Below are 23048 nucleotides of genomic sequence, written 5' to 3' on the forward strand. Positions count from 1 at the left end.
GAAACACCGACCGGCCGAGCCGGTCAGGGCTTGTCGCGTTCAGCCTTGCTCCTCTTCAGTCGGACTTCCGCCTCGCCGGGAGGGATCTTGCCCTCTGCCTCAAGTCGCTTGAGCCGTCGCTCATCCGCGCGATGCAGCGCATCCTTCAGAAGAGCCATCTTGCGGTCCCTGCAGGGGGCGCATTCATAGACGCTCGTAGGACTCCCCGTGAGTTTCATCCTGGCGTTGTACTCCAAGGCAAGAGTTCGCCCGTTCGGTTCGATACCCATGGCAAGAATCCTTCCGTTCTTGAACGTGACGAGGGCATCTCCTTCGCACCCTGTGGTGTCGGTTTTCTCGGGATCGTAGGCACTCCGCGAAATCCGGCGCATATGTCGCAAGGCAAAAAAGACGTCCTCTTCTGTCAAAACGACGTCGTCGCAACTCAGAAATTCCTTGTTCTCCCATACCGTTCTGCCCGAAGGCTCCGTGATTTCCACCTTCTGCACATAGCTGATGGGATATCGCCTGTCCGCCGCTTGGGCCGGAAGCACAGCAGCCGCAATCAGCAACGCTGCTGAGATCAGGAGAGTGGTGTTCCTATTCATGGCATTGGTACCTGCATCTTCCAGTTCGCACCCTGGGCCTCAGTCGGGTTCTTGCGGCTGACCAAAGGATGACGAAACACTTCCTCGTGGCCTATTCGGACCGATTCCTGAAGCACACGGACAAGCCACGAGAGCGACTGATTCTGTGCCGCAGTTGGTTCGTCATATATTCCATGCCTGCCGCGCAATTCGTCGAGAGTCAGCTTGATGGACGACGATGCCGGTGATTGCGCCGGCCCGTTTCCCCCGTTCGATCTGGGGGCTGCGAGCATGTCTGACTCGTGCGTGATTGATCATTCCATGTTCGTCAACTTCGACAAGCATGCGGTTTCTCCCTGAATTTATTCGATTGGTTTCCGACTTTTCGCGAGGTGTGTCCGTGCACCGATGCATGTCGCGGATCACGGCCTCGCGGCGCATGCTATGGCGATATCTTCAAAGGAAACGGAGGTCCCCGAAAGATTCGACGGATTCCCGAAATTCAGCACAGTCGACGAATGCATGCCCCGCAGATCGCTGCAAGCACACACCCTCGAAAACGAAAAAACCCGGCGCCAAAGCGGCGCCGGGTCATCGCAGATGCCCGAGGGTCCGTCAGAGCTTCGCGATCGAAACCTCGGTCGACTTCACGAGCGCGACCACGTCGGAGCCCACCTTCAGCTGCAGCTCGTCGACCGAGCGCGTGGTGATGACCGAGGTGACGATGCCCCAGGCGGTCTCGACGTCGACTTCGGAGACGACGTCGCCGCGGATGATCTCGCGGACCTTGCCCTTGAACTGGTTGCGCACGTTGATGGCTTGGATGGACATGATGTTTCTTTCTCTTTCAGGTTGAAGGAATGATCGGGATGGGTAAAACAGGAGCGATGCGATCACCTGGCCGCGGCCAAGGCCTGTTCGAGGTCGGCGATCAGGTCGTCGATGTGCTCGATGCCGACCGACAGGCGAACTGTGTCCTCCGTGACGCCGGCCTTGGCAAGCTCTTCGGGCGACAACTGCCGGTGCGTGGTCGATGCGGGGTGCGTGGCCAGCGAGCGCACGTCGCCGATGTTCACGAGGCGCGTGAAGAGCTTCAGCGCATCGAGGAACTTCGCCCCGCCCTCGCGACCGGCGCCGATGCCGAAGGTCAGCACGCCGCTGGAACGGCCGCCGAAGTACTTCTTCGCCAGCGCATGGTCGGCATGGTCTTCGAGCGCCGCGTAGTTCACCCAGTTGACGGCCTTGCTCTGCTTGAGGTGCTGCGCCACCGCCAGTGCATTGCTGCTGATGCGGTCCATGCGCAGCGCCAGCGTCTCGATGCCCTGCAGGATCAGGAAGGCGTTGAACGGCGAGATGGCCGCGCCCGTGTTGCGCAGCGGCACCACGCGTGCGCGGCCGATGTAGGCGGCCGCGCCCAGCGCCTCGGTGTAGACCACGCCGTGATAGCTCACGTCGGGTTCGTTCAAGCGCCTGAAGCGCTGCTTGTGCTCCGCCCACGGGAACTTGCCCGAATCGACGATGGCGCCGCCGATGCTGGTGCCGTGGCCCCCCAGGTACTTGGTGAGCGAATGCACCACGATGTCGGCGCCGTGCTCGATGGGTCGGCTCAGGTACGGCGACGGCACCGTGTTGTCGACGATCAGCGGCACGCCGTGGCGGTGCGCGATCTCGGCGATGGCCGCGATGTCGGTCACGTTGCCGGCCGGGTTGCCCAACGATTCGACGAACACCGCCTTGGTCTTCTCGTCGAACAGCTTATCGAAACTCGACGGATCGCGGTGGTCCGCGAAACGCGTGGTAATGCCGAACTGCGGCAGCGTGTGGGCGAACAGGTTGTAGGTGCCGCCATACAGCGCGGTGCTGCTGATGATGTTGTCGCCCGCCTCCGCGATGGTCTGGATCGCATAGGTCACGGCCGCCTGGCCCGAGGCCAGCGCGAGCGCCGCGATGCCGCCTTCCAGCGCGGCCACGCGCTGCTCCAGCACGTCCTGCGTCGGGTTGTTGATGCGGGTGTAGATGTTGCCCGGCACCTTCAGGTCGAACAGGTCGGCGCCGTGCTGCGCGCTGTCGAAGGCGTAGGCCACCGTCTGGTAGATCGGCGGCGCGACGGCGCGGGTGGTCGGCTCGGGCGAATAGCCGGCGTGCACCGACAGGGTTTCGAATTTCCAGTTCTGCGACATGCGGATCACCTTTCAGAGTTGAAGGAAAAAGCGAGCTGGCGGATTGAATTCATCCAGGAATACCGCGGAACCGGCTCTGCCGGGCCGCTGGTATTGCCCCCAGCGAGGGGGTTGGCGGCCACACGAAGTGGGCAAGCCTGGGGGGTGAACATCAAATTGCCCAGCGCAGGGCATGGGCCGGGGGCGTGAGCCAACTGGCATCGGTGCTTTGCGCGTCGGTCTCTTCGGACTTCTGCAGCACCCTGTCGAGGATTCGTTTTTCAATCGCCGCAAAGGCAGGGTCGCCCTGCGAGCGCGGACGGGCCAGCGCGATGTTCTCGTCGAGTGCGATGCGGCCGTCTTCGATCAGGATCACGCGATCGGCCAGCGCAACGGCTTCCTGCACGTCGTGCGTCACCAGCAGCGCGGTGAAGCGGTGGTGCTGCCACAGGTTCTCGATGAGGCGGTGCATCTCGATGCGCGTCAACGCATCCAGCGCGCCCAGCGGCTCGTCGAGCAGCAGCAGGCGCGGGTGGTGCACCAGCGCGCGCGCCAGTGCCACTCGCTGGCGCTGCCCGCCCGACAGGCGTGCAGGCCATTCGTTCTCGCGGTCGGCCAACCCGACTTGCGCGAGCACTTCCTTGCCGCGCGCCTTCGCATCGTTCGACAGGCCCAGCGTCACGTTGTCGAGCACGCGGCGCCAGGGAAGAAGGCGCGCCTCCTGGAACATGATGCGGGTGTCGTCGTGCAGCCCGTTCACGGCCTTGCCGTCGGTGTAGAGCCCGCCAGAGCTCGGTTCCTCCAGGCCCGCGACGAGCCGCAGCAGCGTGCTCTTGCCGCAGCCGCTGCGCCCGACGATGGCGATGAACTGACCCGGCTCGATGGTCAACCGGGTGTTGCGCAGCACTTCGCGCGCGCCATAGCGCTTGTGCAGGCCGCGCGCTTCGAGGCGCACGCCGCCGGCGATGGCCTGGGATTGGATGTCTTTCAGAACGGCACTCATGGGTCAGGCTCCAGGCTTGAACAGCGCCACATTCAGCGCATCGATCTTTCGGGGCAGCAGCTTTTCGGCGAAAAAGGCGTCGGCGATACGCTGCTGTTCGACCAGACCCTCGGGCGCCACCGGGCGCACCGCGTAGCTGCGGCGGGCGTTGGCCTGTTCGATGGTCGCGGCGTCGAGGCCCCACACCGGGGACAGCAATGCGGCCGCCTCCTTCGGGTTCTGCTTGACCCACCGGCCGGTCTTCTCCAGTTCGGCATAGACCACGCGCAGCACGTCGGGTCGCGCCTTCGCGAATCTGGTGCGCGCCAGGTAGTAGCGCTGGTACGACGCGATGCCCGTGCCGTCGGCCAACACGCGCACCTTCGACTGGCGCTGCGCGGCGGCGAGGAACGGATCCCACACCACCCAGGCGTCGATCGCGCCCTTCTCGAAGGCTGCACGGCCGTCGGCAGGCGTGAGGTAGGCGGGCTCGATGTCCTTGAACGACAGACCGGCATTGTCGAGCGCGGCGATCAGCAGGTAGTGCGCACCAGCCGCCTTGGCAAAACCGACCTTCTTGCCCTTCAGGTCGGCCACGATCTTGAGCGGCGAATCTTCACGCACGACGATGGCCTGCGCGGCGGGCGACGGCGCTTCCTGCGCGATGAAGGTCAGGTCGGCGCCTGCCGCCTGTGCGAACACGGGCACGGTGTCGGCCACGTCGGCGCTGATATCGAGGTTGTCGAGGTTCAGCGCTTCGAGCAGCGGCAGGCCGCTGGTGAACTCGTGCCAGCTCAGCGCGGCGTTGAGCGGCGCGAGCTGTTTCTCGAGCGCGCCCTGTGCCTTGAGCACGGCGATCAACGTCGACGACTTCTGGTAGCCGAGCCGCACGATGACCGGCCGCGCGGCCACGCCTTGTGCAAGCACCGTGCTGGCCCCCATTGCGCCCAGCGTGGCGATGGCCGCGCGTCGGGAGATGATGGACGAATGTGTCATGCCTCGGCCCTCACTTCGCCTTCTTCTGGTAGCCGGGGTGCCAGCGCAGCCACCATTGCTCCAGCCCGCGCGCGAACAGGTCGGCCAGCTTGCCGAGCAGCGCGTACAGCAGGATGCCCACCAGCACGATGTCGGTCTGCAGAAACTCGCGGGCGTTCATCGTGAGGTAGCCGATACCGGCCTGCGCCGAGATGGTCTCGGCCACGATCAGGATCACCCACATCAGGCCGAGCGAGAAGCGCAGGCCCACCAGGATCGACGACAGCGCCCCCGGCAGGATCACCTCGCGGTACAGCTGCCATCGCGACAGGCCATAGGTGCGGCCCATCTCGATCAGCTGCGGATCGACGTTGCGGATGCCGTGGAAGGTGTTGAGATAGATCGGGAAGAACACCGACACCGAGATCAGGAACAGCTTGGCCGATTCGTCGATGCCGAACCACAGGATCACCAGCGGGATCAGCGCGAGCGCCGGAATGTTGCGCACCATCTGGATGGTGGAGTCGAGCAGCGTCTCGGCGAACTTCACCGAGCCCGTCAGCAGGCCCAGCGCGAGCCCTGCCCCGCCGCCGATGGCGAGCCCCGCCAGCGCGCGGCCCGCGCTGACCTTCACGTGTGTCCACAGCTCGCCCGAGGCCGTGAGCGTCCATGCGGCCTTGACCACGTCGACCGGCGCCGGCAGCACGCGGGTGCTGAGCCAGCCCAGCGACGACGCGATCTGCCAGAACACGATGAGCCCGACGGGCACGAGCCACGGCACCAACCGCTTCGCGACGTTGACGGCGAACCCTGCGAGCGTGCTGCCGGTGTTTTCCACCGGCGCCACGGCCGGCAGCTCCTGAACTTGTTCGGTCATGTGATTCCCTCTTTTCAAGAAACACCGCGGAGCCGGCTTTGCCGGGCCGCTGGTGTTGCCCCCTGCAAGGGGGTTGGCGAAGCGACACGAAGTGCGCGAAGACTGGGGATGTGCGTCATTTCTAGCTTTGGGAAGCGAGGCGCGAGGGCGCGTCGAGATTGGCAACGACTTCGCCGAACGGGCCGCTCAGCGAGCCGCCGGCCAGCTGCGTCTTCGCCTTGCGCGAGAGCAGCGGGAACACCAGCTCGGCGAAGCGGTAAGCCTCTTCGAGGTGCGGATAGCCCGAGAGAATGAACTTGTCGAGGCCGAGCGCTGCGTACTCCTCGATGCGCGCCGCGACGGTCTTCGGGTCGCCCACCAGCGCGGTGCCGGCGCCACCGCGCACGAGGCCCACGCCGGCCCAGAGGTTGGGCGAAATCTCCAGTTCTGCACGCGAGCGCCTGGCGCCGCCCGCATGCAGCGCGGCCATGCGGCGCTGGCCTTCGGAGTCCATGCGCGCAAAGGCGGCCTGGGCGCGAATGACCGTCTCGTCGTCGACGCGGCTGATCAGTTCCTCGGCAGCCTTCCATGCGGCGTCTTCGGTCTCGCGCACGATCACGTGCAGGCGAATGCCGAACTCCACCGTCCGCCCTTTGCGCGCGGCACGGTTGCGCACGTCGGCGATCTTCCTGGCCACCTCCGCGGGCGGTTCGCCCCATGTGAGATAGGCATCGACCTGCTCGGCCGCAAGCTCGTGCGCGGCGGCCGACGAGCCGCCGAACCACACCGGTGGATGAGGGTTCTGCACCGGCGGATAGAGCAGCTTCGCGCCCTTCACGCTCAGGTGCCGGCCCTCGTAGTCGAAGGCCTGCCCGCCGTGGCTGCGCGCAAGAATCTCGCGCCAGATGCGGATGAACTCGGCCGACTGCTCGTAGCGCGATGCATGGTCGAGGTAGACACCATCGCCTTCGAGCTCGGTCTGGTCGCCGCCGGTCACGAGGTTCACGAGCACACGCCCGCCCGAGAGCCGGTCGAAGGTCGCGGCCATGCGCGCGGCCAGGCTGGGCTGATGCAGGCCGGGGCGCACCGCGACCAGGAACTTGAGCTTCTTCGTCGAGCCGATCAGGCTGGAGGCGATGACCCAAGGGTCTTCGCACGAACGGCCCGTCGGGATCAGCACGCCTTCGTAGCCGAGGTTGTCGGCCGCGCCGGCAATCTGCTGCAGGTAGGCCAGGTCGACGGGGCGCGCGCCTTCGCTCGTGCCGAGGTAGCGGCTGTCGCCGTGCGTGGGGAGGAACCAGAAGATCTGCATCACGCGACTCCCGCGCCGGCGGCTTCGAGCACGTTGATCTTTTTGGGGATCAGCTTCAGCGCGAAGAAGGTGTCGGCAATTTTTTGCTGCTCGCCCAGGATGGCCTTGGTGATGGGCGAGGTGCCGAAGGCCGTGCGGCCCTGCGCGAGGTCGGCCACCGGCTTGGGCAGGCCCCAGAGCGCGGCCAGCTCGGTGGCCAGTTCGTCCTTGTGGGCGGCGCCCCAGGTGTCGACCTTGTTGACTTCCTCGATCGCGATCGCGAGCACGTCGGCGTTCTTCGCGACGTAGTCGAGCGACGAGAAGTAGTAGCCGCGGTTGCCGACCACACCGGTGGCGTCGGCCAGGATGCGCGCGTCGAGCGACTTCTGGGCCGCGGCCAGGAACGGATCCCAGATGACCCATGCGTCGACCGAGCCCTTCTCGAACGCGGCGCGCGCATCGGCCGGCGGCAGGTAGACCAGGTCGAGGTCCGCGTATGCGAGGCCGTGCTTTTCGGCCAGCTTGACGATGAAGTAGTGAACGTTCGAGCCCTTGTTGAGCACGATCTTCCTGCCCTTCAGATCTGCCACGGTCTTGATGGCGGAGCCCTTGGGCACCAGCACCGCCTCGGCCTGCGGACGCGGCACCGTCGCACCCACGTAGGCCAGCGGCGCACCGGCGGCCTGCGCGAAGATGGGCGGCGCCTCGCCCACGTCGCCGAAATCGATCGAGCCGACGTTCAGTGCTTCGAGCTGCACGGGGCCGGCCGTGAACTCGGTCCACTTCACGCTCACGCCGAGCGGTGCCAGGCGCTTCTCGAGCGTGCCGCGGCCCTTGAGCAACGTGAGATAGCCCTTCTGGTGGCCGATGCGGAACTGGCGCGCGGGCGCCTGCGCCAATGCGGCGAACGAGGAAGGCAGCGCGATGGCGGCGGCAGCGCCCTGGATCAGGCGGCGGCGGGGAGCGGAAATCTGTTGTGTCATGGCAAGGCTTGTGTGGAATGCGCCGCGCTCAGGCGGCGGCAATGAAGCTCACGATCAGCGCGATGGCGCTGACGACGACGACGCTCACGGCGAGATCGCCCAGCGCGTGCCAGAGGGAGCGCGGCGTCGTGTCGAGCACGGAGTCTTCGGTGGCAACGGGGTTCATGCGGAGATTCCTTGGTGTTGCAAAACGTCGGGCAAAGGCTGTCCCGCACCGCGCGCAGGCGGTTCTCAAAACAGCGGGAATGAAGGGTGAGGTCGAGAAGCCGGACTCGCGACGAGTCCGCGCTTTCAGACGCTACATCGCACTCGGGAGAACGGCACCGGCTCGAAGCCGTGGGTCGCGGGCAGCTTCAGGCCTTCCGTGGCCAGCACCTCTGTGGCCTCGTTGAGCCGTTCGGCCAGGTCGGGGTGCACCTGGTAGGCGTTCTCTGGCGTCAGCGCAATCTGCGATTCGCTGGCGTAGACGCCCGGCAGGATGTGACGCGCCGCCAGCGACTGCAGCACGGGCCGCAATGCGTAGTCGAGCGCGAGCATGTGGTGCGGGCTGCCGCCAGTGGCCAGCGGCAGCACCGTCTTGCCCTTGAGCGCGTTCTGCGAGAGCAGGTCGAGGAAGACCTTGAGCACACCGCTGTAGGCCGCCTTGTAGACCGGCGTGGCCACCACGACAACGCGGGCCTCGGCCACCTTGGCAATCGCGTTCACGATGGCCGGATGGTTCCAGTCGGCCAGCAGCAGCGCCTGCGCCGGCAACTCGCGGATGGCGAGCCGCTCGATCCGCGCATGGCGCTGGGCCAGGCGCTCGCCCACCGCGTCGAGCAACGCGGTAGAGCGGGACGGGGTCGAGGGACTGCCGGCAATCAGGAGAACGGACACGGGAAGCTTTCGTTTTTGATCTTCGGAAATTCAGGGCGAGCCGGGCCACGGCGCTCGTCGAACGGCGCCCTGCACTGCCGGCTTGGCAGCGGGTTGGCTTCTTACTTCTGCCTGGTCGTATAGATCTGGTCGAAGGAGCCGCCGTCAGCGAAATGCTCCTTGTCGGCTTTCGCCCAGCCACCGAAGGCCTGGTCGATGGTCACCAGCGTGAGCTTGGGGAACTGCTTGTCGTACTTGGCCTTCGCCTTGTCCGACGTCGGGCGGTAGAAGTTGCGGCCGGCGATGTCCTGGCCTTCGTCGGAGTAAAGGTATTTCAGGTATTCCTCGGCCACGGCACGCGTGCGCTTCTTGTCGACGACCTTGTCGACCACCGACACGCTGGGCTCGGCCAGGATGGAGATCGACGGCACGACGATCTCGAACTTCTCGGGGCCGAATTCCTTCAGCGCCAGGAAGGCTTCGTTTTCCCAGGCCAGCAGCACGTCGCCCACGCCGCGCTGCACGAAGGTAATGGTCGAGCCGCGCGCACCGGTGTCGAGCACAGGCACGTTCTTGAACAGGCTGCCGATGTATTCCTTGGCCTTGGCGTCGCTGCCGTACTTGCGCTTGGCGAACTCCCATGCCGCCAGGTAGTTCCAGCGGGCGCCGCCCGAGGTCTTGGGGTTGGGGGTGATCACCTGTACGCCGGGCTTGATCAGGTCGTCCCAGTCCTTCAGGCCCTTGGGGTTGCCCTTCTTCACCAGGAACACGATGGTCGAGGTATAGGGAGCCGAGTTGTGCGGCAGGCGCTTCTGCCAGTCCGCGTTGACGAGGCCGCCATGCTTGACGATGGCATCGATGTCGCCGCCCAGCGCCAGCGTGGCCACGTCGGCGTCGATGCCGTCGATGATCGAGCGTGCCTGCTTGCCCGAGCCGCCGTGCGACTGCTTGACCGACACATCCTGGCCGGTCTTGGCCTTCCAGTACTTGGCGAAGGCCTGGTTGTAGTCCACGTAGAGCTCGCGCGTCGGGTCGTACGACACGTTCAGCAGCGTCACCGGACCCTTGGCCGCGGCAGGAACCTGCTGCGTGAACGCCGGCAACGCCGACAGGGCCATGGCACCGGCCGCACCGGCACCCAGGGAAAGCTTGATAAAGTCGCGGCGAAGGCTCATGGTGTCTTGCTCTAAAAAGGCATATCAATGAAGCTGCGTATTCTCAATACGACATATAGAAACTGGAACAACCAAGTTTTCAGTTCTAAATAGCCAAATCAACTAAGCACCCGCTTTCCCCACTTTTCCGTTCAAAGGCAATCGAAATGGCACGCATGGTTCAGTGCATCAAGCTCGGCAAAGAGGCCGAAGGGCTCGACTTCCCGCCCTACCCAGGCGATCTGGGCAAGCGCCTGTGGGAAAACGTCAGCAAGGAAGCCTGGGCCGCTTGGCTCAAGCAGCAGACCATGCTGGTCAATGAAAACCGGCTGAACCTGGCCGACCTGCGCGCCCGCCAGTACCTGGCGCGGCAGATGGAAAAGCATTTCTTCGGCGAAGGCGCCGACGTGGCCCAGGGTTACGTACCCCCGTCGGGAAGCTGATCGCCGCCGCTGCGTCGTGAACGCAGAACCGGTGGCCTGGCGCGCCGACGGCGTGCCCCGAAGCGAACGCTTCGACGACATCTACCACACCGAAACCGGGGCCCTGGCGCAATCGCGCCATGTGTTCCTGGGCGGCTGCGGCCTGCCCGAAGCCTGGGCCGGACAGCCGCAATGGCTGATTCTCGAAACCGGCTTCGGGCTGGGCCTCAATTTCCTGACAACCTGGCAGGCGTGGCGCTCGGATTCGGCGCGGCCGCGCATGCTGCACTTCGTCTCGGTCGAGGCCCATCCGGTTTCACCCGACGATCTGCTGCGCGCGGCCGGCGCGTATCCCGAACTGGCGTCCCTCGCCGGCGAACTGGCTGCGCAGTGGCATGGGCTGCTGCCCGGCTTTCACCGGCTGGCGTTCGATGAGGGCCGCGTGCTGCTCACCCTCTGCATCGGCGACGTGCAGCCGATGCTGCGCGCTCAGCGCTTCGAGGCCGACAGCATCTTTCTGGACGGCTTCAGCCCGCAGCAGAACCCTGCAATGTGGTCGGAAGACACGCTCAAAGCGGTGTCTCGCTTCGCGCGGCAGGGCACGCGCATCGCCACCTGGACCATCGCACGGGCGGTGCGTGATGCGCTCCTGCAGTTCGGGTTCACGGTCGAGAAGCGCCAGGGCCTGCCGCCCAAGCGCGATTGCCTGCACGGCGTGTTCGCGCCCGCCTGGACGGTGCGCCGCCGCGGCCCCATGCCCGAGCGAATCGGCACGCCAGGCCATTGCGCCGTCATTGGTGCCGGGCTTGCGGGCGCGGCCGTGGCGGCCAGCCTGGCGCGGCGCGGCTGGCAGGTCACGGTGCTGGATGCCGCCGAGCGGCCCGCATCAGGCGCTTCGGGGCTGCCCGTGGGCATGCTGGCGCCGCACGTGTCGCCTGACGACTCCCTGCTCTCGCGCCTCACGCGTGCCGGCATCCGCGCCACGTGGATCGAGCTGACGCGGCTGCTCGAAGAAGGCCGCGACTGGCGCGCCAGCGGCGTGCTGGAGCGCCGGCCCGACGGCGATGTGCGCGTTCCGGCCGGCTGGAACGACGACGGGCCCAACGAATCGTGGCCCGCGAATGGGGCGCAGTTGGCGGCGGTTGGCCTGCCGGTCGATGTGCCCGCCCTCTGGCACGCACGCGCCGCCTGGGTGCGGCCGCACCGGCTGATCGCCGCATGGCTGCGCCAGCCGGGCGTTGAGTTTCGCGGCGGATGCCAGGTGGCACGCTTGGAGCGCCGTGCGAACAGCTGGCAATTGTTCGACCCGGCCGGTGAGTTGCTGACAGACGCCGACCGCGTGGTCATTTGCGCAGGCTTCGAATCGGACCGCTTCGCCCCCAAGCTGCCCCTGCAGCCGGTGCGCGGCCAGGTCGCCTGGGGCTACATGGCCGACGGCATCGAATTGCCCGCCACACCCCTGAACGGCGACGGCCATCTGGTCGCACGCGTGCCCGATGCCGAAGGCACCCCGATCTGGCTGGCCGGCGCGACCTTCGATCGCGACAGCACGGACCTCGCCCCGACCGCGGCCGACAGCGACTCCAACCGGGAGCGCCTTGCGCGGCTGCACCCGGCGTCGGTCGCTGCACTGGCTCCATCGTTCGCGCACGGCAAGGTCCGCAGCTGGGTTGGCATCCGCTGCGCTTCGGGCGACCGGCGCCCGCTGGTCGGCCCGATCGGCGCGGAAGCACCGGGCCTCTGGGCCTGCACCGCATTGGGTTCGCGCGGCCTGAGCTTCGCTGCGCTGTGCGCCGAACTGCTGGCTGCGCAGTGGCATGCCGAGCCGCTGCCCCTGCCGGCCACGCTGGCCAAGGCGCTTGGAACGCAGCGGCTCTAGCCAGCACCCTGCCCCGAAGCTGCCCGCTGTGGTCGATCCGGCAGTCCCCATAGGTGCGCCGATTTTGTGGCATGCGCCAGCGCAATCACCGCTTTGCCACGCGAACGCGTGAGAATGCGGCGCATGGCCATCCAGTACGACATCAAGCACACAACCGTCTACCGCTACAAGAAGCCGGTCACCTTCGGCCAGCACCGTGTGATGTTCCGCCCGCGCGATAGCCATGACCTGCGCGTGCTGGCCACCGACCTGCAGGTGAGCCCGCAGGCCTTCACCCGGCTCATTCAAGACCCGCATTCCAACTCCGTGGCGCTGGTGCAGCCGATGGGCGAGGCGACCGAGTTGCGCATCGTCTGCTCGTTCACCATCGAGCAGGTGCCGGCGCAGCAAGACCAGCTGGCGCTCGACCCGGCCGCCGAATTCCTGCCCTTTGCCTACTCGGTGCAGGAGCGTCTCGACCTCGAGCACTACCTGCGCCCGCACCACGACGACGACGCCCAGGGCACGCTGATCCGCTGGGCCCACCAGTTCCTGCACACCGACAAGCCCAACAGCACGCGCGAGGTGCTCGCACGCATGAACGCGCACATCGGCCAGAGTCTCGAATACAAGGCACGCGATGAGGAAGGCACGCAAACGCCGCTCGTCACGCTGGCGCTCGGCAGCGGCAGTTGCCGCGACTACGCGCTGCTGATGATGGAAGCCGCGCGGCGCCTGGGCATCGCGACGCGTTTCGTCTCGGGCTACATCTATGACGCCGCGCTCGACAACGCCGCGCAGGCCCAGGGCGAATCGATGACCGGCGCCGGCACCACGCATGCCTGGCTGCAGGCCTACCTGCCGGGCATCGGCTGGCTGGCCTTCGACCCGACCAACAATCTGATGGGCAGCGGCCAACTGATCCGCGTGGGCGTCACGCGCGACCCGGCGCAGGCGGCGCCGATCTCAGGCAGCTGGTATGGGGATGCCGAGGCCTATGAGGGCCTCGAAGCGACGGTGGTCGTCACGCGCCGCAAGGACTGAACGGGCATCGCCGGGGGCCGCCGGCGCTTGGGCCTCAGCCCCCCGCCGCCCCGCCCAACTGGAACCGGAACACCGCGCCCTTGTCGGGCTGCTGCACCAGCCGGATGTCGCTGCCGTGCAGCTGCAGGATTCGCTTCACGATCACGAGGCCCAGCCCGCCGCTGCTGGCGCTGTCGGTGCGCGAACCGTTCATGAACACCGGGCGCATGAACAGGGCCTTCTGCAGTTCACCCGGAATGCCCGGGCCCGTGTCGCTCACCTGCACCGTCACGCCCGCGTTCTCCGCCCGCAGCTGCACCACGATCTCGCCACCCTCGGGCGTGTGGCGGATGGCGTTGTCCAGCAGGTTGGTCAGCACGCGCTCGATCATCCCGAGGTCGGCCGACACCACCGGCAGGCCCGGTGCGATGTCGGGCTCGAGGCGTTGATGGCGCGCTTCGGCCGCCAGCTCGAACTTCTGGAACACGTCCTGCACGAGGTCGGCCAGCGCGAAGTTCTCTTTCTCGGGCTTGACCACGCCGTATTCGAGCCGCGCCAGCTCGAACACCTCTTGCGCGAGCCGGCCGACCTTGCGGCTCTGGCCGAGCGCGATCTCCAGGTAGCGCCGGCGCTCTTCTTCACTGAGCGTGCCCGCCTTGAGCAGCAGGGTCTCGAGGTAGCCATGCAACGAAGTGAGCGGCGTGCGAAGGTCGTGCGAGATGTTGGCGAACAGCTCGCGGCGCTGCTGGTCCTGCAGCGTGAGCTCGCGCCATTGCTCTGCGATGCGGCGCGTCATCTGCGTGAAGGCCTGGCCCAGCTGGGCGATTTCGTCAGTGCCGTGGGAGAGGCGCTCCAGCGTGGGCGCTTCGCTTTCGAGTGAAGCGATGCCCTCGGTCTCGAAGCGCTTCACCGCCGCCGTCAGCTCGCGCAACGGCCGCGTGATGAGGCGAAAGGCCGCGAGGCCCGCGAGCAGCCCGAGCAGCGCCACCAGCCCCATCGACCAGAGCGTGGTGCGCAGCACGTTGTCGGCGCCCACGTTGGCGACCAGCGCGTCGTGGTCCTCGCCCTGCAGCACCACGTAGACGTAACCCGCATCGCGCCCGCCCATGCGCAGCGGCGCGGCGCTGAATACCTTGGAGGTTGTGAGGCTGCGCGGGTCGTCGCCCGCGATCGGCAGTGGCGCGCCCGACAGCAGCTTGCGGATCGGCCCCAGCGCGACCCTGTCGCGCTTCAGGTGCCCGGGCGGTGCGGCCTGCGCCTCGATGCGGCCGTCGAGCCCCAGCAGGTAGACCTCCACGCTCGGGTTGACGGCCATCAGCTTGTCGAACAGGTCCTTTACCGCTTCCTGGTCGAGGCCGCCCGGCTTCATCAGCTCGGAGTTTTCCGCGATGTGCGCCGCCAGCCCGGTCGACAGGCGCTGGACGACCTCCTGCTCGTGCATGCCATTGGAGCGCACCTGCAGCCACACCGAGGCGCCGCAGCAAACCAGCAGCAGCACCGCGAACACGGCCGACAGCCGCCGCGACAGGGTGGCCCAGGCGATCACGCCACGTCCTCCCCGCTCCCGGTGGCCGACAACTTGTAGCCGCGCCCCCACACCGTGAGGATGCGCCGTGGCTCTGCCGGGTCGGCCTCCACCTTGGTGCGCAGCCGGTTGATGTGCGTGTTCACCGTGTGCTCGTAGCCATCGTGCTGGTAGCCCCAGACTTGGTTGAGCAGGTCGAGCCGCGAGAACACCTTGCCCGGGTTGCGCGCGAAGAAGTACAGCAGGTCGAACTCGCGCGGCGTGAGCTCGATGAGCCTGCCGTCCACGCGCACCTCGCGCGCCAACGGCTCGATGCCGAGGTTGCCGAGCGTGAGGCTGCCGGACTCCATGCGTGCGTTGCGCGCCAGCGCATCGGTGCGCCGCAGCAGCGCCTTTACGCGGGCCACCAGCTCCAGCACCGAGAAAGGTTTGGCCAGGTAGTCGTCGGCGCCCAGTTCCAGCCCGAGGATGCGGTGCACCTCGCTCGACCGCGCGCTGATGATGATGATGGGCGTGTAACGCGTCATGGCGCGGGCACGGCGGCAGATTTCGAGGCCGTCGATGCCGGGCAGCATCAGGTCGAGCACCAGCGCGTCCCAGCTGCCGCGCTCCAACTCGCGCAGGCCGGCATGGCCGTCGGCGGCGTGCTCGACCGCATAGCCTTCGTCGCGCAGGTGCATGCGCAGGAGTTCGGCGATATGGGCGTCGTCCTCGACGATCAGCACGCGTTTGGGGGTGTCCATGGCCTCGATTGTCCCGCCATCCGGGTTCTGGAGTTATCACGATTAATTGAACTTTGCGTGATGAATCGGCCATGGGGTGCGCCCAACAATCCACCCCATGAACAGCTCAGCCATCGCCCCTCCTGCCGACCCGGCCGCGGCGTCCGATCCCCGCCCGATCCATCCGCTGTGGATGCGCATCACGCACTGGCTCAACGCGCTGGCCGTGATGATCCTGGCGACGAGCGGCTGGCGCATCTACGACGCGTCGCCGTTCTTCCCGTTCACCATTCCGGCCGTCATCACGCTCGGCGGCTGGCTCGGCGGTGCGCTGCAGTGGCACTTCGCGGCGATGTGGCTGCTGGTGTTCAACGGCTTCGTGTACCTCGCCATCAACATCGCCAGCGGACGACTGGCGCGCAAGTTCTTTCCCGTGACGCCCCGCGGCGTCTGGCACGACGCGCTGGCCGCACTGAAAGGCCAGCTCTCGCATGCCGACCCGCGCCACTACAACAGCGTGCAGAAGCTGGCCTACCTGTTCGTGATGCTCGACCTGATCGTGATCGTGCTGTCGGGCCTGGTGCTGTGGAAGTCGGTGCAGTTCCCCGTGCTGCGCGAACTGATGGGTGGCTACGAGTTCGCGCGCCGCATCCATTTCTTCGCGATGGCGGCCATCGTCGCCTTCGTCGCCGTGCACCTCGTGATGGTCGCCCTGGTGCCCCGAACCCTGCTCACCATGATCCGCGGCCGCGCGCCGAAAACGGAGCTCTCCCCCAGCCTTCGCGCACTTCGTGTCGCTCCGTCAACCCCCTTCCGGGGGCAACACCAGCGGCCCGGCAAAGCCGGTTCCGCGGTGTCCCACGAAGAGACCGCGCAACTTACGCAACACAGCGCAGGAAAGTGACGTGAAGATCTTCAAAGCCCCCACCCTGAGCGGCATCGACGGTGACGCCGTGCTGCGCGAAGCCCGCACACTGATCGCGAAGCAGCTCGACCAGCCCTCGCGCCGCGCCTTCCTGCAGCGCTCGCTGACGCTCGGCGGCCTCTCGCTGCTCACGGGTTGCAGCCTCAGCGACAACGCGCAGGTGGAAGCCGCGCTCACGAAGATCTCGCGCTTCAACGACAAGGTGCAGGGCCTGATCTTCAGCCCGACGCAGCTCGCACCGACCTATTCGGAGGCAGAGATCACGCGTCCCTTCCCCTTCAACGCCTACTACGGCGAGGACGAGGTGCGCGAGGTGGACGAGGCCAGCTACAAGCTCGAAGTGACCGGCATGGTCGCCGACAGGCACGCCTGGACGCTCGCCGAGCTGCGCGCCATGCCGCAGCACGACCAGATCACGCGCCACATCTGCGTGGAAGGCTGGAGCGCCATCGGCAAATGGGGCGGCGTGCGCTTTGCCGACTTCCTGCGCCACATCGGCGCCGACACCACTGCCAAGTACGTCGGCTTCAAGTGCGCCGACGACTACTACACCAGCATCGACATGCCCACCGCGCTGCATCCGCAGACCTTGCTGACGCTCACCTACGACGGACAGCCCCTGCCGCCCAAGTACGGCTTTCCGATGAAGCTGCGCATGCCGACGAAGCTTGGCTACAAGAACCCGAAGCACATCAAGGCGATGTTCGTCACCAACACCTATTCCGGCGGCTACTGGGAAGACCAGGGCTACAACTGGTTCGGAGGGAGCTGAGGGGCTGCTGAAGCCGCTCGACTGCCGAAGAAAGCGCGAGGCCGTGTTCATTGAACCGAGCCGATCCTGAAAACGAAACTTCATCAACCACTAGGAAAATTCCAAATGAACAAGCTCACCGCAACCCTGCTCGCAACCTGCATGGCCTTCGCCGGCGCCTCGGCATTCGCCGCAGACGAAATGGTGAAAGACGGCATGGCCAAGGACGGCATGAAGAAGGACGCCATGTCGAAGGACGGCATGAAGAAGGACTCGATGGCCAAGGATTCGATGTCGAAGGACGGCATGAAGAAGGACGCCATGAAAAAGGACAGCATGGACAAGGACGAGATGAAGAAGTAAGCGCCTTCGCAACCGCCATTGACGCCCGGCAGATTCGGCGTCAATGTCGCGTCGGCCGGTTTCCCAGCCACTGAAAGCTCTCTCAAGGAACCCTCATGAAATCCCTTGCACTCACTGCCGGCACGCTGGCGGCTGCCGCCCTGGTCTGGTACGCGGTGCCCTCGTTCGCCGAAACCGCCCGCCGCGTGCCCGCGCCCACGGCCGACCTCGTGGCGCCGCCGGCCGCCAAGACCGAAACCGCCGTGTTCGCCGGTGGCTGCTTCTGGGGCGTGCAGGGCGTGTTCCAGCGCGTCAAGGGCGTGAGCAATGCGGTGTCGGGCTATGCCGGCGGCGATGCGAAGACGGCGCGCTACGACGAGGTCGGCTCCGGGCGCACCGGCCATGCCGAATCGGTGCGCATCACCTACGACCCGCAGCAGATCAGCTACGGCAAGCTGCTGCAGATCTACTTCTCGGTGGCGCACGACCCGACCGAGCTCAATCGGCAGGGTCCCGACACCGGCACGCAATACCGCTCCACCGTGTTCGCCGAGAACGCCGAGCAGGCCCGCATTGCCAGCGCCTACATCGCGCAGCTGAACCAGGCCAAGGCCTTCGGCAAGCCGCTGGCCACCACCGTCGAGATGGCCAAACCCTTCTACGCGGCCGAGGACTATCACCAGGACTACCTGACGCTGCACCCGAGCCAGCCCTACATCGCGATCAACGACATGCCGAAGATCGACGAGCTGAAGAAGCTGTTCCCCGAGAGCTACCGGGCTACGCCTTCACTGGTGAAGGCGGCCAAGGCCAGCTAAGGCCGATTAAGGCGTTGTGGCCAGTGCCCCGCGGCGCGCGGCCTGGTTGGATCGGGTGCGAAGCACCAGCGCCTGCTGCGCAGCGGACGCGTTGGCGGCATCGCCCTTCCATGCGTCGAGCGCGGGCTGCTGCACCGCACGGGAGAAAGAGAAGGCCAGCGCCCACGGCACGCGCGGCCTGAACCGGGCGTTCATTTCATTGAGGCGGGCGGAAGCCAGCTGCGCCGGCTGGCCACCCGAGAGAAACGCCACGCCGGGCACAGCGGCGGGCACTGTGCGCAGCAGGCAGGCGACCGTAGCCTCGGCCACCGCTTCGACCGAATCCTGCGTGGGCGCCTTCAGCCCAGGCAGCACCATGTTCGGCTTCAGCAGCATGCCTTCGAGCAGCACACCCTGCGCGCGCAACTCGGCGAAGGTCCGGTGCAGCACCTCTTCGGTCACCTCGGCACATTGCGCCAAGGCATGGCCACCGTCCATCAGCACCTCCGGCTCGACGATGGGCACCAGCCCGGCCTCCTGGCACAGCGCCGCATAGCGTGCCAGGGCATGCGCGTTGACGTCGATGCATGCGCGCGTCGGCAAGCCGTCGCCGATGGCGATCACGCCGCGCCACTTGGCAAAGCGCGCACCCATGCCAGCGTATTCGGCGAGGCGCTCGCGCAGGCCGTCGAGGCCTTCGGTAACGGTTTCGCCCGGATGTCCGGCCAGCGGCTTCGCTCCGGTGTCGACCTTGATGCCGGGGACGATGCCAGCGTCGGACAACGCCTTCGCGAAGGGCACACCTGCATGGGTCTGCTGGCGGATCGTCTCGTCGAACAGGATCGCGCCGCTGATGCTGTCGGCCAGGCCCGGCGCGGTGACGATCAGTTCGCGCCATTCGCGCCGCGCCGCCTCGGTTTGCGGGATGCCGAGCGCGGCAAAGCGCTTGTTGCAGGTGGCGTTGCTCTCGTCCATCGCGAGCAGGCCCTTGTCGCCGGCGACGAGCGCGCGGGCGGTATCGATCAGCGTCTGTGCGGTCATGGGGCACCTCTTTTGCGGAAGATCGTACGCCCTCCCCCGGGCTCCGCCTAGATCACGTTCTTCTCCAGCAGCGGCCGGTTCTCCAGGATGCGCGCGAAAGACACCGGCGATAGATCGAGGCTGCGGTACTCGCCGAAGCGGATCAGTTCCGCAATGCCGCGCCCTGCGGCCGGGCACTGTTGCAGCCCATGGCCCGAGAAGCCATTGGCGAAGTACAGGTTGTCGCGCTCCGGGTGCAGGCCGAGGATGGCGTTGTGGTCGAACACGTTCATCTCGTAGTAGCCGGCCCACGCACCGGTCATGCGAATGGCCTCGAAGGCCGGCACGCGCTCGGCCAATGACGGCCAGATGAAGCTGTCGAAGGCTTCGTACTCGACGTCGAGCGGAACGTCGTCGTGGTCCTGGTCCTCGGGCGGCGCGAAGCCGCAGATGAACTGGCGGCCTTCGGGGCGCAGCCAGATGCCGGAGGTGTCGATCACCAGCGGGCAGCCCGGCAATGTCTCGGGGCACGAGAAGCTGAACACGCTGCGACGGCGGCCGCGCACCGGAAGATCGATGCCGGCCCATCCGGCGACCTGGGCGGCCCATGCGCCCGCGGCGTTGACGACAACCTCGGCTTCCAGGGTCTCGCCACGGTCCAGCTGCACACCCGTCACGGCGCGGCCGTTGCGGCGCAAACCCGTTGCATGAGCCTGCACATAACGCGTGCCTTGAGAGGCGGCCTTCTTGCGAAAGGCCTGCAGCAGGCTGTAGCCGTCGTACCAGCCCTCGCCCGAGAGGCCCAGCGACGCGAGCGCAATGCCCTCGGTCGAAATCCATGGAAAGCGCGCCTTCAGTTCGCCGGGCGTCATCAGCGCCACGTCCACCGCGTGCGCCTTCTGCATCGCATGGTTCTCGCGCAGCACGTCGACGCCAGCCGGCGAGGCCAGGTACAGGTAGCCGGGCTCGACCAGGCCTATGTCGGGCACGTCATCGCCCACGCGCAGGGTCTCGCCGAGCGCGCGGAAAAAGTCGATGCCGTAAAGCGACATCTCGATGTTGATGGCGGTCGAGAACTGCTGCCGTATCGAGCTCGCGGACAAGGCCGAGGACGCCTGCTTGTAAGAGAAGTCGCGCTCGACCACCGTGACCTCGAAGGGCTCCTCCTTCGGGTCCCGGGTCAGGAAATAGGCGATGGCGGAGCCGATCGCCCCGCCTCCGATGATCACCACACGACGCATACGGGGCCTCATGCCAGCCTAGACCGGATTCGGATTGCGCTCAAGAAAGCCCTGCTGATGCCAGTACGGATAAGCCCGCGTCGTCGCGCTGGCCGCATCGAGTTCCGCAACCTGCGCGGGTGTGAGGTTCCAGCCCACGGCGCCGAGGTTCTGGCGCAACTGCGCCTCGTCGCGCGCGCCCACCACCACGCTCGACACCGTCGGTCGCTGCAGCAGCCAGTTCAGCGCGACCTGCGGCACGGTCTTGCCCACTTCGGCGCCAACCTTTTCCAACGCCTCGACCACGCGGTAAAGCAGTTCGTCCGGCACCGGCGGGCCCATGTCCGCTGTCGCGTGCAGGCGGCTTTTGGCGGGCAGCGGCTGGCCGCGGCGGATCTTGCCCGTGAGCCGGCCCCATCCGAGCGGGCTCCACACCACGGCACCAACGCCCTGGTCTTGCGCGAGAGGCATCAGCTCCCATTCGTAGTCGCGGCCGACCAGCGAGTAGTAAGCCTGGTTCGCGACATAGCGCGCGAGGCCGTAGCGCTCTGAAGTGGCCAGCGATTTCATCAGGTGCCAGCCCGAGAAGTTCGACACGCCGATGTAGCGCAGCTTGCCCGCGCGCACGAGGTCGTCGAGCGTCGAAAGCGTTTCTTCCACCGGTGTGCTCGCGTCGAAGCCGTGCAGCTGGTAGAGGTCGATGTAGTCCGTGCCCAAGCGCTTGAGCGCGCCATCGACGGCCTGCACGAGATGGTGGCGCGACGAGCCCACGTCGTTCGGCCCTTCGCCGCTGCGGAAGGTGGCCTTGGTCGAGATCAGCAGCCGGTCGCGCGGCCGGCCCTTGATCGCCTCGCCGAGCACCGATTCGGCGGCGCCGCCCGAGTAGACGTCGGCGCTGTCGAACATGTTGACGCCGGCATCGATGCAGATGTCGATCAAGTTGCGCGCCTCGGCCACGTCGGTACTCCCCCAGGCGCTGAATAACTCGCCCTTGCCTCCGAAGGTGCCGGTGCCAAAGCTCAACACGGGGACCTTGAGGCCCGATTTACCTAGTTGACGGTATTCCAAAGTACTGCTCCTTCGTGTTTGCGGATTCGGGGAGAAAACCGACAAGCCGACCGGCTTGTCGTCGCGCCATTCTTGGACGAAGCAGTGAACCCTGCAGGCCGGCGGACTTTGTGGAAATCGATCGGAATAAGTTGACAACCGTCACTGAATTCCCTGCTGTAGCATGCGCCGCGAAGCCGTGATCTGGGCCGTGAATTGATGGAAAGACACGCCTTGGTGGGAATCGATAACTAAATAATTATTTTCAGGAGGACCCGCATGCTTGTCGAAATTGACGCGAACGGAATGATCAATCACGCGCGAGTCAGAAGTGCTCGCAGCCCCGAAATCGAAAGAGGCAGGCGGACCGGTGCGATCACCGGCATCGTCGTTCATCAAACCGATGCCGACACATCGGCATCTTCACTGAACAGCTACAAGCGGCCGAAGGCGAATGGCGCGCACTTTCTCATCGATACGGATGGGACCATCTATCAGACTGCGGCGATTTATCAGCGTACGAATCATGTGGGGCCGCTGAAGGCGAGATGCCTGGTGATGCGGACGTGCAAGTTGCGCGACTTTCCTGAGAAAGTGGGAGCCACGGCGATGCATCGCATTGAAATGCGCAAGGCACCTGGCGACCGGTATCCGAGCAACATGGAAGCCATAGGAATCGAGATGGTTGGCAGGGCAAGGCTGCCGGAAGGTTTCAAGCCAGAAACCCGGCACAGAAACTTGTCAGCGGAAGAATTGCGAGGGGAAGCTGGCATCTTTCCCTCACCAACTGCCGCTCAAAATCAATCGCTCTCGTGGCTTGTCGACGTGCTTCAAGATTCCATGCAGATCGCCCCGGGAGAAATCTTTCGGCATCCCGATGCCAGCAGAAAGAAGCCGACAGAGGCACAGGGCGCAAATTGGAATCTGTCTCTACCCACACCATGACCAAAGCCGGCATCCTCTTGCTCACGCTATTCACGGCGGCAACAACTGCTTCGACTTACGCGGCCGACAAACGATATCCGCTCTATTCCGTAGAGAAGATCGAAATCGTCGATCCCTCCAGCAGGTCTGCCTGGGAAGACAAAAACTTCCTGGACTGCTCCGATGTCATCCTGACCGAGGAAGATGTGCGGCACGCACTGAAGCACATGCGCAGGATCTCGAAGAAATCCTACTTCAGCGAGGATACGGAAAGGACAGGATGCTCGGGTGGTGCGTCAGTCACTTTCAGGAATGGAAAGATCATCGTCATCGGGATCGAACCTACGGGAAGAATCAATACCTTCGAGGCGAACGCCAAACTTGAACCTACCGCAGTTCCAGGCAGCTTCTACGACTGCGATCCTTGCAGGAAGCGCAAGATGGCTCTCCTGAAGGACGCGCTGTATCGAGCGCACGAGCGAGCGCTGAGGAAACTGGCGGCTGAAGGGAAGTTTCCGCCTGACGAGGTGGAGCGCCGGCTGAAGTGGTTCCGGGACAGCCGCTAACGGCCCTGACGCGCCCGCCAGGGCAACGACTCTCCCACCCCGCTGCGGCGGGGTTCTCCTTTTGGCCTCAGGGACACCATAAGAT

25 protein-coding genes and 1 pseudogene are annotated in these 23048 nt (G+C 65.9%); 10 read left to right on the plus strand and 16 right to left on the minus strand.

Annotated features, from left to right (window positions below):
- Nucleotides 1–23: 23 nt before the first annotated feature.
- The gene (locus AC1DFC_RS14560) at nt 24–587 is read right to left on the minus strand and encodes a hypothetical protein (protein ID WP_478179469.1); all 564 of its coding nucleotides are present in this window, start codon (nt 585–587) and stop codon (nt 24–26) included.
- A gap of 207 nt (nt 588–794) precedes the next feature.
- Between AC1DFC_RS14560 and AC1DFC_RS14565 the strand changes: the two genes are divergently transcribed.
- Entirely contained in the window at nt 795–926 is a 132-nt protein-coding gene (locus tag AC1DFC_RS14565) for a hypothetical protein (protein WP_478179470.1), read from the plus strand.
- A gap of 255 nt (nt 927–1181) precedes the next feature.
- Here the strand turns inward: AC1DFC_RS14565 and AC1DFC_RS14570 are convergent, their stop codons facing one another.
- The 10 genes from AC1DFC_RS14570 to AC1DFC_RS14615 form a co-directional block, all read right to left on the minus strand.
- A complete protein-coding gene (locus AC1DFC_RS14570) occupies nt 1182–1397 on the minus strand; it encodes a TOBE domain-containing protein (RefSeq protein ID WP_007829250.1) in 216 nt (71 codons plus the stop codon).
- Between the two features lie 62 nt (nt 1398–1459).
- Complete coding sequence (locus AC1DFC_RS14575) at nt 1460–2746, minus strand: O-acetylhomoserine aminocarboxypropyltransferase/cysteine synthase family protein (protein ID WP_413311604.1); 1287 nt, start codon at nt 2744–2746, stop codon at nt 1460–1462.
- Nucleotides 2747–2897: 151 nt separating this feature from the next.
- Nucleotides 2898–3728, minus strand: coding sequence for an ATP-binding cassette domain-containing protein (locus AC1DFC_RS14580; RefSeq protein WP_007829253.1), 831 nt, complete (start codon nt 3726–3728; stop codon nt 2898–2900).
- Nucleotides 3729–3731: 3 nt separating this feature from the next.
- Nucleotides 3732–4703 carry an aliphatic sulfonate ABC transporter substrate-binding protein gene (locus tag AC1DFC_RS14585; protein WP_007829254.1) on the minus strand — a complete coding sequence of 324 codons (972 nt, stop codon included), beginning with the start codon at nt 4701–4703 and terminating at the stop codon, nt 3732–3734.
- A gap of 10 nt (nt 4704–4713) precedes the next feature.
- Nucleotides 4714–5559 carry an aliphatic sulfonate ABC transporter permease SsuC gene (ssuC, locus tag AC1DFC_RS14590; RefSeq protein ID WP_007829255.1) on the minus strand — a complete coding sequence of 282 codons (846 nt, stop codon included), beginning with the start codon at nt 5557–5559 and terminating at the stop codon, nt 4714–4716.
- Nucleotides 5560–5680: 121 nt separating this feature from the next.
- Nucleotides 5681–6850, minus strand: coding sequence for an FMNH2-dependent alkanesulfonate monooxygenase (ssuD, locus tag AC1DFC_RS14595; protein ID WP_007829256.1), 1170 nt, complete (start codon nt 6848–6850; stop codon nt 5681–5683).
- Entirely contained in the window at nt 6850–7812 is a 963-nt protein-coding gene (locus tag AC1DFC_RS14600) for a sulfonate ABC transporter substrate-binding protein (protein WP_007829258.1), read from the minus strand. The genes ssuD and AC1DFC_RS14600 overlap by 1 nt, the downstream gene beginning before the upstream one ends.
- A 28-nt stretch (nt 7813–7840) precedes the next feature.
- Nucleotides 7841–7978 carry a hypothetical protein gene (locus AC1DFC_RS14605; protein ID WP_007829260.1) on the minus strand — a complete coding sequence of 46 codons (138 nt, stop codon included), beginning with the start codon at nt 7976–7978 and terminating at the stop codon, nt 7841–7843.
- A 125-nt stretch (nt 7979–8103) separates the two neighbouring features.
- Nucleotides 8104–8688 (minus strand): NADPH-dependent FMN reductase, encoded by a 585-nt coding sequence (gene ssuE / locus AC1DFC_RS14610; protein WP_007829262.1) that lies wholly within the window; start codon nt 8686–8688, stop codon nt 8104–8106.
- Between the two features lie 101 nt (nt 8689–8789).
- Nucleotides 8790–9842: a sulfate ABC transporter substrate-binding protein gene (locus AC1DFC_RS14615; RefSeq protein ID WP_007829264.1), complete on the minus strand. Its 1053-nt coding sequence runs from the start codon at nt 9840–9842 to the stop codon at nt 8790–8792.
- A gap of 146 nt (nt 9843–9988) precedes the next feature.
- Between AC1DFC_RS14615 and AC1DFC_RS14620 the strand changes: the two genes are divergently transcribed.
- The 3 genes from AC1DFC_RS14620 (at nt 9989) to AC1DFC_RS14630 (ending at nt 13145) form a co-directional block, all read left to right on the plus strand.
- On the plus strand, nt 9989–10264 hold the full coding sequence (locus AC1DFC_RS14620; RefSeq protein ID WP_007829266.1) for an oxidative damage protection protein: 276 nt from the start codon (nt 9989–9991) through the stop codon (nt 10262–10264).
- 16 nt (nt 10265–10280) lie between these two features.
- Nucleotides 10281–12122: a bifunctional tRNA (5-methylaminomethyl-2-thiouridine)(34)-methyltransferase MnmC2/FAD-dependent 5-carboxymethylaminomethyl-2-thiouridine(34) oxidoreductase MnmC1 gene (gene mnmC, locus AC1DFC_RS14625; protein WP_478179471.1), complete on the plus strand. Its 1842-nt coding sequence runs from the start codon at nt 10281–10283 to the stop codon at nt 12120–12122.
- Nucleotides 12123–12245: 123 nt separating this feature from the next.
- On the plus strand, nt 12246–13145 hold the full coding sequence (locus AC1DFC_RS14630; protein WP_007829270.1) for a transglutaminase family protein: 900 nt from the start codon (nt 12246–12248) through the stop codon (nt 13143–13145).
- Nucleotides 13146–13179: 34 nt separating this feature from the next.
- On the opposite strand, the gene AC1DFC_RS14635 is transcribed toward AC1DFC_RS14630, so the two are convergent.
- Nucleotides 13180–14670, minus strand: coding sequence for a sensor histidine kinase (locus AC1DFC_RS14635; RefSeq protein ID WP_478179472.1), 1491 nt, complete (start codon nt 14668–14670; stop codon nt 13180–13182).
- Entirely contained in the window at nt 14667–15392 is a 726-nt protein-coding gene (locus tag AC1DFC_RS14640) for a response regulator transcription factor (protein ID WP_413747515.1), read from the minus strand. The genes AC1DFC_RS14635 and AC1DFC_RS14640 overlap by 4 nt, the downstream gene beginning before the upstream one ends.
- 97 nt (nt 15393–15489) lie before the next feature.
- Here AC1DFC_RS14640 and AC1DFC_RS14645 point away from each other — a divergent pair.
- The 4 genes and pseudogenes from AC1DFC_RS14645 to msrA all read left to right on the plus strand — a co-directional run.
- Nucleotides 15490–16134 (plus strand): annotated as a pseudogene (locus AC1DFC_RS14645) (cytochrome b/b6 domain-containing protein); the annotation flags it as partial.
- 142 nt (nt 16135–16276) lie between these two features.
- Nucleotides 16277–17068 (plus strand): molybdopterin-binding protein, encoded by a 792-nt coding sequence (locus AC1DFC_RS14650; protein ID WP_478179473.1) that lies wholly within the window; start codon nt 16277–16279, stop codon nt 17066–17068.
- Nucleotides 17069–17173: 105 nt separating this feature from the next.
- Nucleotides 17174–17410 carry a pentapeptide MXKDX repeat protein gene (locus AC1DFC_RS14655; protein ID WP_007839323.1) on the plus strand — a complete coding sequence of 79 codons (237 nt, stop codon included), beginning with the start codon at nt 17174–17176 and terminating at the stop codon, nt 17408–17410.
- A 95-nt stretch (nt 17411–17505) separates the two neighbouring features.
- The gene (msrA, locus tag AC1DFC_RS14660; RefSeq protein WP_007839322.1) at nt 17506–18207 is read left to right on the plus strand and encodes a peptide-methionine (S)-S-oxide reductase MsrA; all 702 of its coding nucleotides are present in this window, start codon (nt 17506–17508) and stop codon (nt 18205–18207) included.
- Between the two features lie 6 nt (nt 18208–18213).
- On the opposite strand, the gene AC1DFC_RS14665 is transcribed toward msrA, so the two are convergent.
- Genes AC1DFC_RS14665 through AC1DFC_RS14675 form a run of 3 tightly spaced genes read right to left on the minus strand, consistent with a single transcriptional unit; the run spans nt 18214 to nt 21494 of the window.
- Nucleotides 18214–19227: a class I fructose-bisphosphate aldolase gene (locus AC1DFC_RS14665; RefSeq protein ID WP_007839321.1), complete on the minus strand. Its 1014-nt coding sequence runs from the start codon at nt 19225–19227 to the stop codon at nt 18214–18216.
- Nucleotides 19228–19274: 47 nt separating this feature from the next.
- Nucleotides 19275–20447 (minus strand): NAD(P)/FAD-dependent oxidoreductase, encoded by a 1173-nt coding sequence (locus AC1DFC_RS14670; RefSeq protein ID WP_413331587.1) that lies wholly within the window; start codon nt 20445–20447, stop codon nt 19275–19277.
- An 18-nt stretch (nt 20448–20465) separates the two neighbouring features.
- Nucleotides 20466–21494, minus strand: a complete 1029-nt coding sequence (locus AC1DFC_RS14675; RefSeq protein WP_478179474.1) for an aldo/keto reductase — start codon at nt 21492–21494, stop codon at nt 20466–20468.
- A gap of 258 nt (nt 21495–21752) precedes the next feature.
- On the opposite strand from AC1DFC_RS14675, the gene AC1DFC_RS14680 reads away from it, so the two are divergent.
- Both AC1DFC_RS14680 and AC1DFC_RS14685 read left to right on the plus strand, forming a co-directional pair.
- Nucleotides 21753–22418: a peptidoglycan recognition protein family protein gene (locus tag AC1DFC_RS14680; protein ID WP_478179475.1), complete on the plus strand. Its 666-nt coding sequence runs from the start codon at nt 21753–21755 to the stop codon at nt 22416–22418.
- Nucleotides 22415–22963 (plus strand): hypothetical protein, encoded by a 549-nt coding sequence (locus tag AC1DFC_RS14685; protein WP_413331550.1) that lies wholly within the window; start codon nt 22415–22417, stop codon nt 22961–22963. The genes AC1DFC_RS14680 and AC1DFC_RS14685 overlap by 4 nt, the downstream gene beginning before the upstream one ends.
- The last annotated feature ends 85 nt before the right edge of the window (nt 22964–23048 follow it).

The sequence above is a fragment of the Variovorax sp. 10L421 genome (assembly GCF_056395365.1).

Coding starts and splice junctions, on each gene's coding strand:
- ssuD (WP_007829256.1), bottom strand. CDS start 6,850: ATGCAGATCTTCTGGTTCCTCCCCACGCACGGCGACAGCCGCTACCTC.
- msrA (WP_007839322.1), top strand. CDS start 17,506: ATGAAATCCCTTGCACTCACTGCCGGCACGCTGGCGGCTGCCGCCCTG.
- AC1DFC_RS14655 (WP_007839323.1), top strand. CDS start 17,174: ATGAACAAGCTCACCGCAACCCTGCTCGCAACCTGCATGGCCTTCGCC.
- AC1DFC_RS14585 (WP_007829254.1), bottom strand. CDS start 4,703: ATGACACATTCGTCCATCATCTCCCGACGCGCGGCCATCGCCACGCTG.
- AC1DFC_RS14570 (WP_007829250.1), bottom strand. CDS start 1,397: ATGTCCATCCAAGCCATCAACGTGCGCAACCAGTTCAAGGGCAAGGTC.
- AC1DFC_RS14615 (WP_007829264.1), bottom strand. CDS start 9,842: ATGAGCCTTCGCCGCGACTTTATCAAGCTTTCCCTGGGTGCCGGTGCG.
- AC1DFC_RS14605 (WP_007829260.1), bottom strand. CDS start 7,978: ATGAACCCCGTTGCCACCGAAGACTCCGTGCTCGACACGACGCCGCGC.
- ssuC (WP_007829255.1), bottom strand. CDS start 5,559: ATGACCGAACAAGTTCAGGAGCTGCCGGCCGTGGCGCCGGTGGAAAAC.
- AC1DFC_RS14580 (WP_007829253.1), bottom strand. CDS start 3,728: ATGAGTGCCGTTCTGAAAGACATCCAATCCCAGGCCATCGCCGGCGGC.
- AC1DFC_RS14685 (WP_413331550.1), top strand. CDS start 22,415: ATGACCAAAGCCGGCATCCTCTTGCTCACGCTATTCACGGCGGCAACA.
- AC1DFC_RS14560 (WP_478179469.1), bottom strand. CDS start 587: ATGAATAGGAACACCACTCTCCTGATCTCAGCAGCGTTGCTGATTGCG.
- AC1DFC_RS14670 (WP_413331587.1), bottom strand. CDS start 20,447: ATGCGTCGTGTGGTGATCATCGGAGGCGGGGCGATCGGCTCCGCCATC.
- AC1DFC_RS14620 (WP_007829266.1), top strand. CDS start 9,989: ATGGCACGCATGGTTCAGTGCATCAAGCTCGGCAAAGAGGCCGAAGGG.
- AC1DFC_RS14575 (WP_413311604.1), bottom strand. CDS start 2,746: ATGTCGCAGAACTGGAAATTCGAAACCCTGTCGGTGCACGCCGGCTAT.
- AC1DFC_RS14680 (WP_478179475.1), top strand. CDS start 21,753: ATGCTTGTCGAAATTGACGCGAACGGAATGATCAATCACGCGCGAGTC.
- AC1DFC_RS14565 (WP_478179470.1), top strand. CDS start 795: ATGGACGACGATGCCGGTGATTGCGCCGGCCCGTTTCCCCCGTTCGAT.
- AC1DFC_RS14600 (WP_007829258.1), bottom strand. CDS start 7,812: ATGACACAACAGATTTCCGCTCCCCGCCGCCGCCTGATCCAGGGCGCT.
- AC1DFC_RS14665 (WP_007839321.1), bottom strand. CDS start 19,227: ATGACCGCACAGACGCTGATCGATACCGCCCGCGCGCTCGTCGCCGGC.
- AC1DFC_RS14630 (WP_007829270.1), top strand. CDS start 12,246: ATGGCCATCCAGTACGACATCAAGCACACAACCGTCTACCGCTACAAG.
- AC1DFC_RS14640 (WP_413747515.1), bottom strand. CDS start 15,392: ATGGACACCCCCAAACGCGTGCTGATCGTCGAGGACGACGCCCATATC.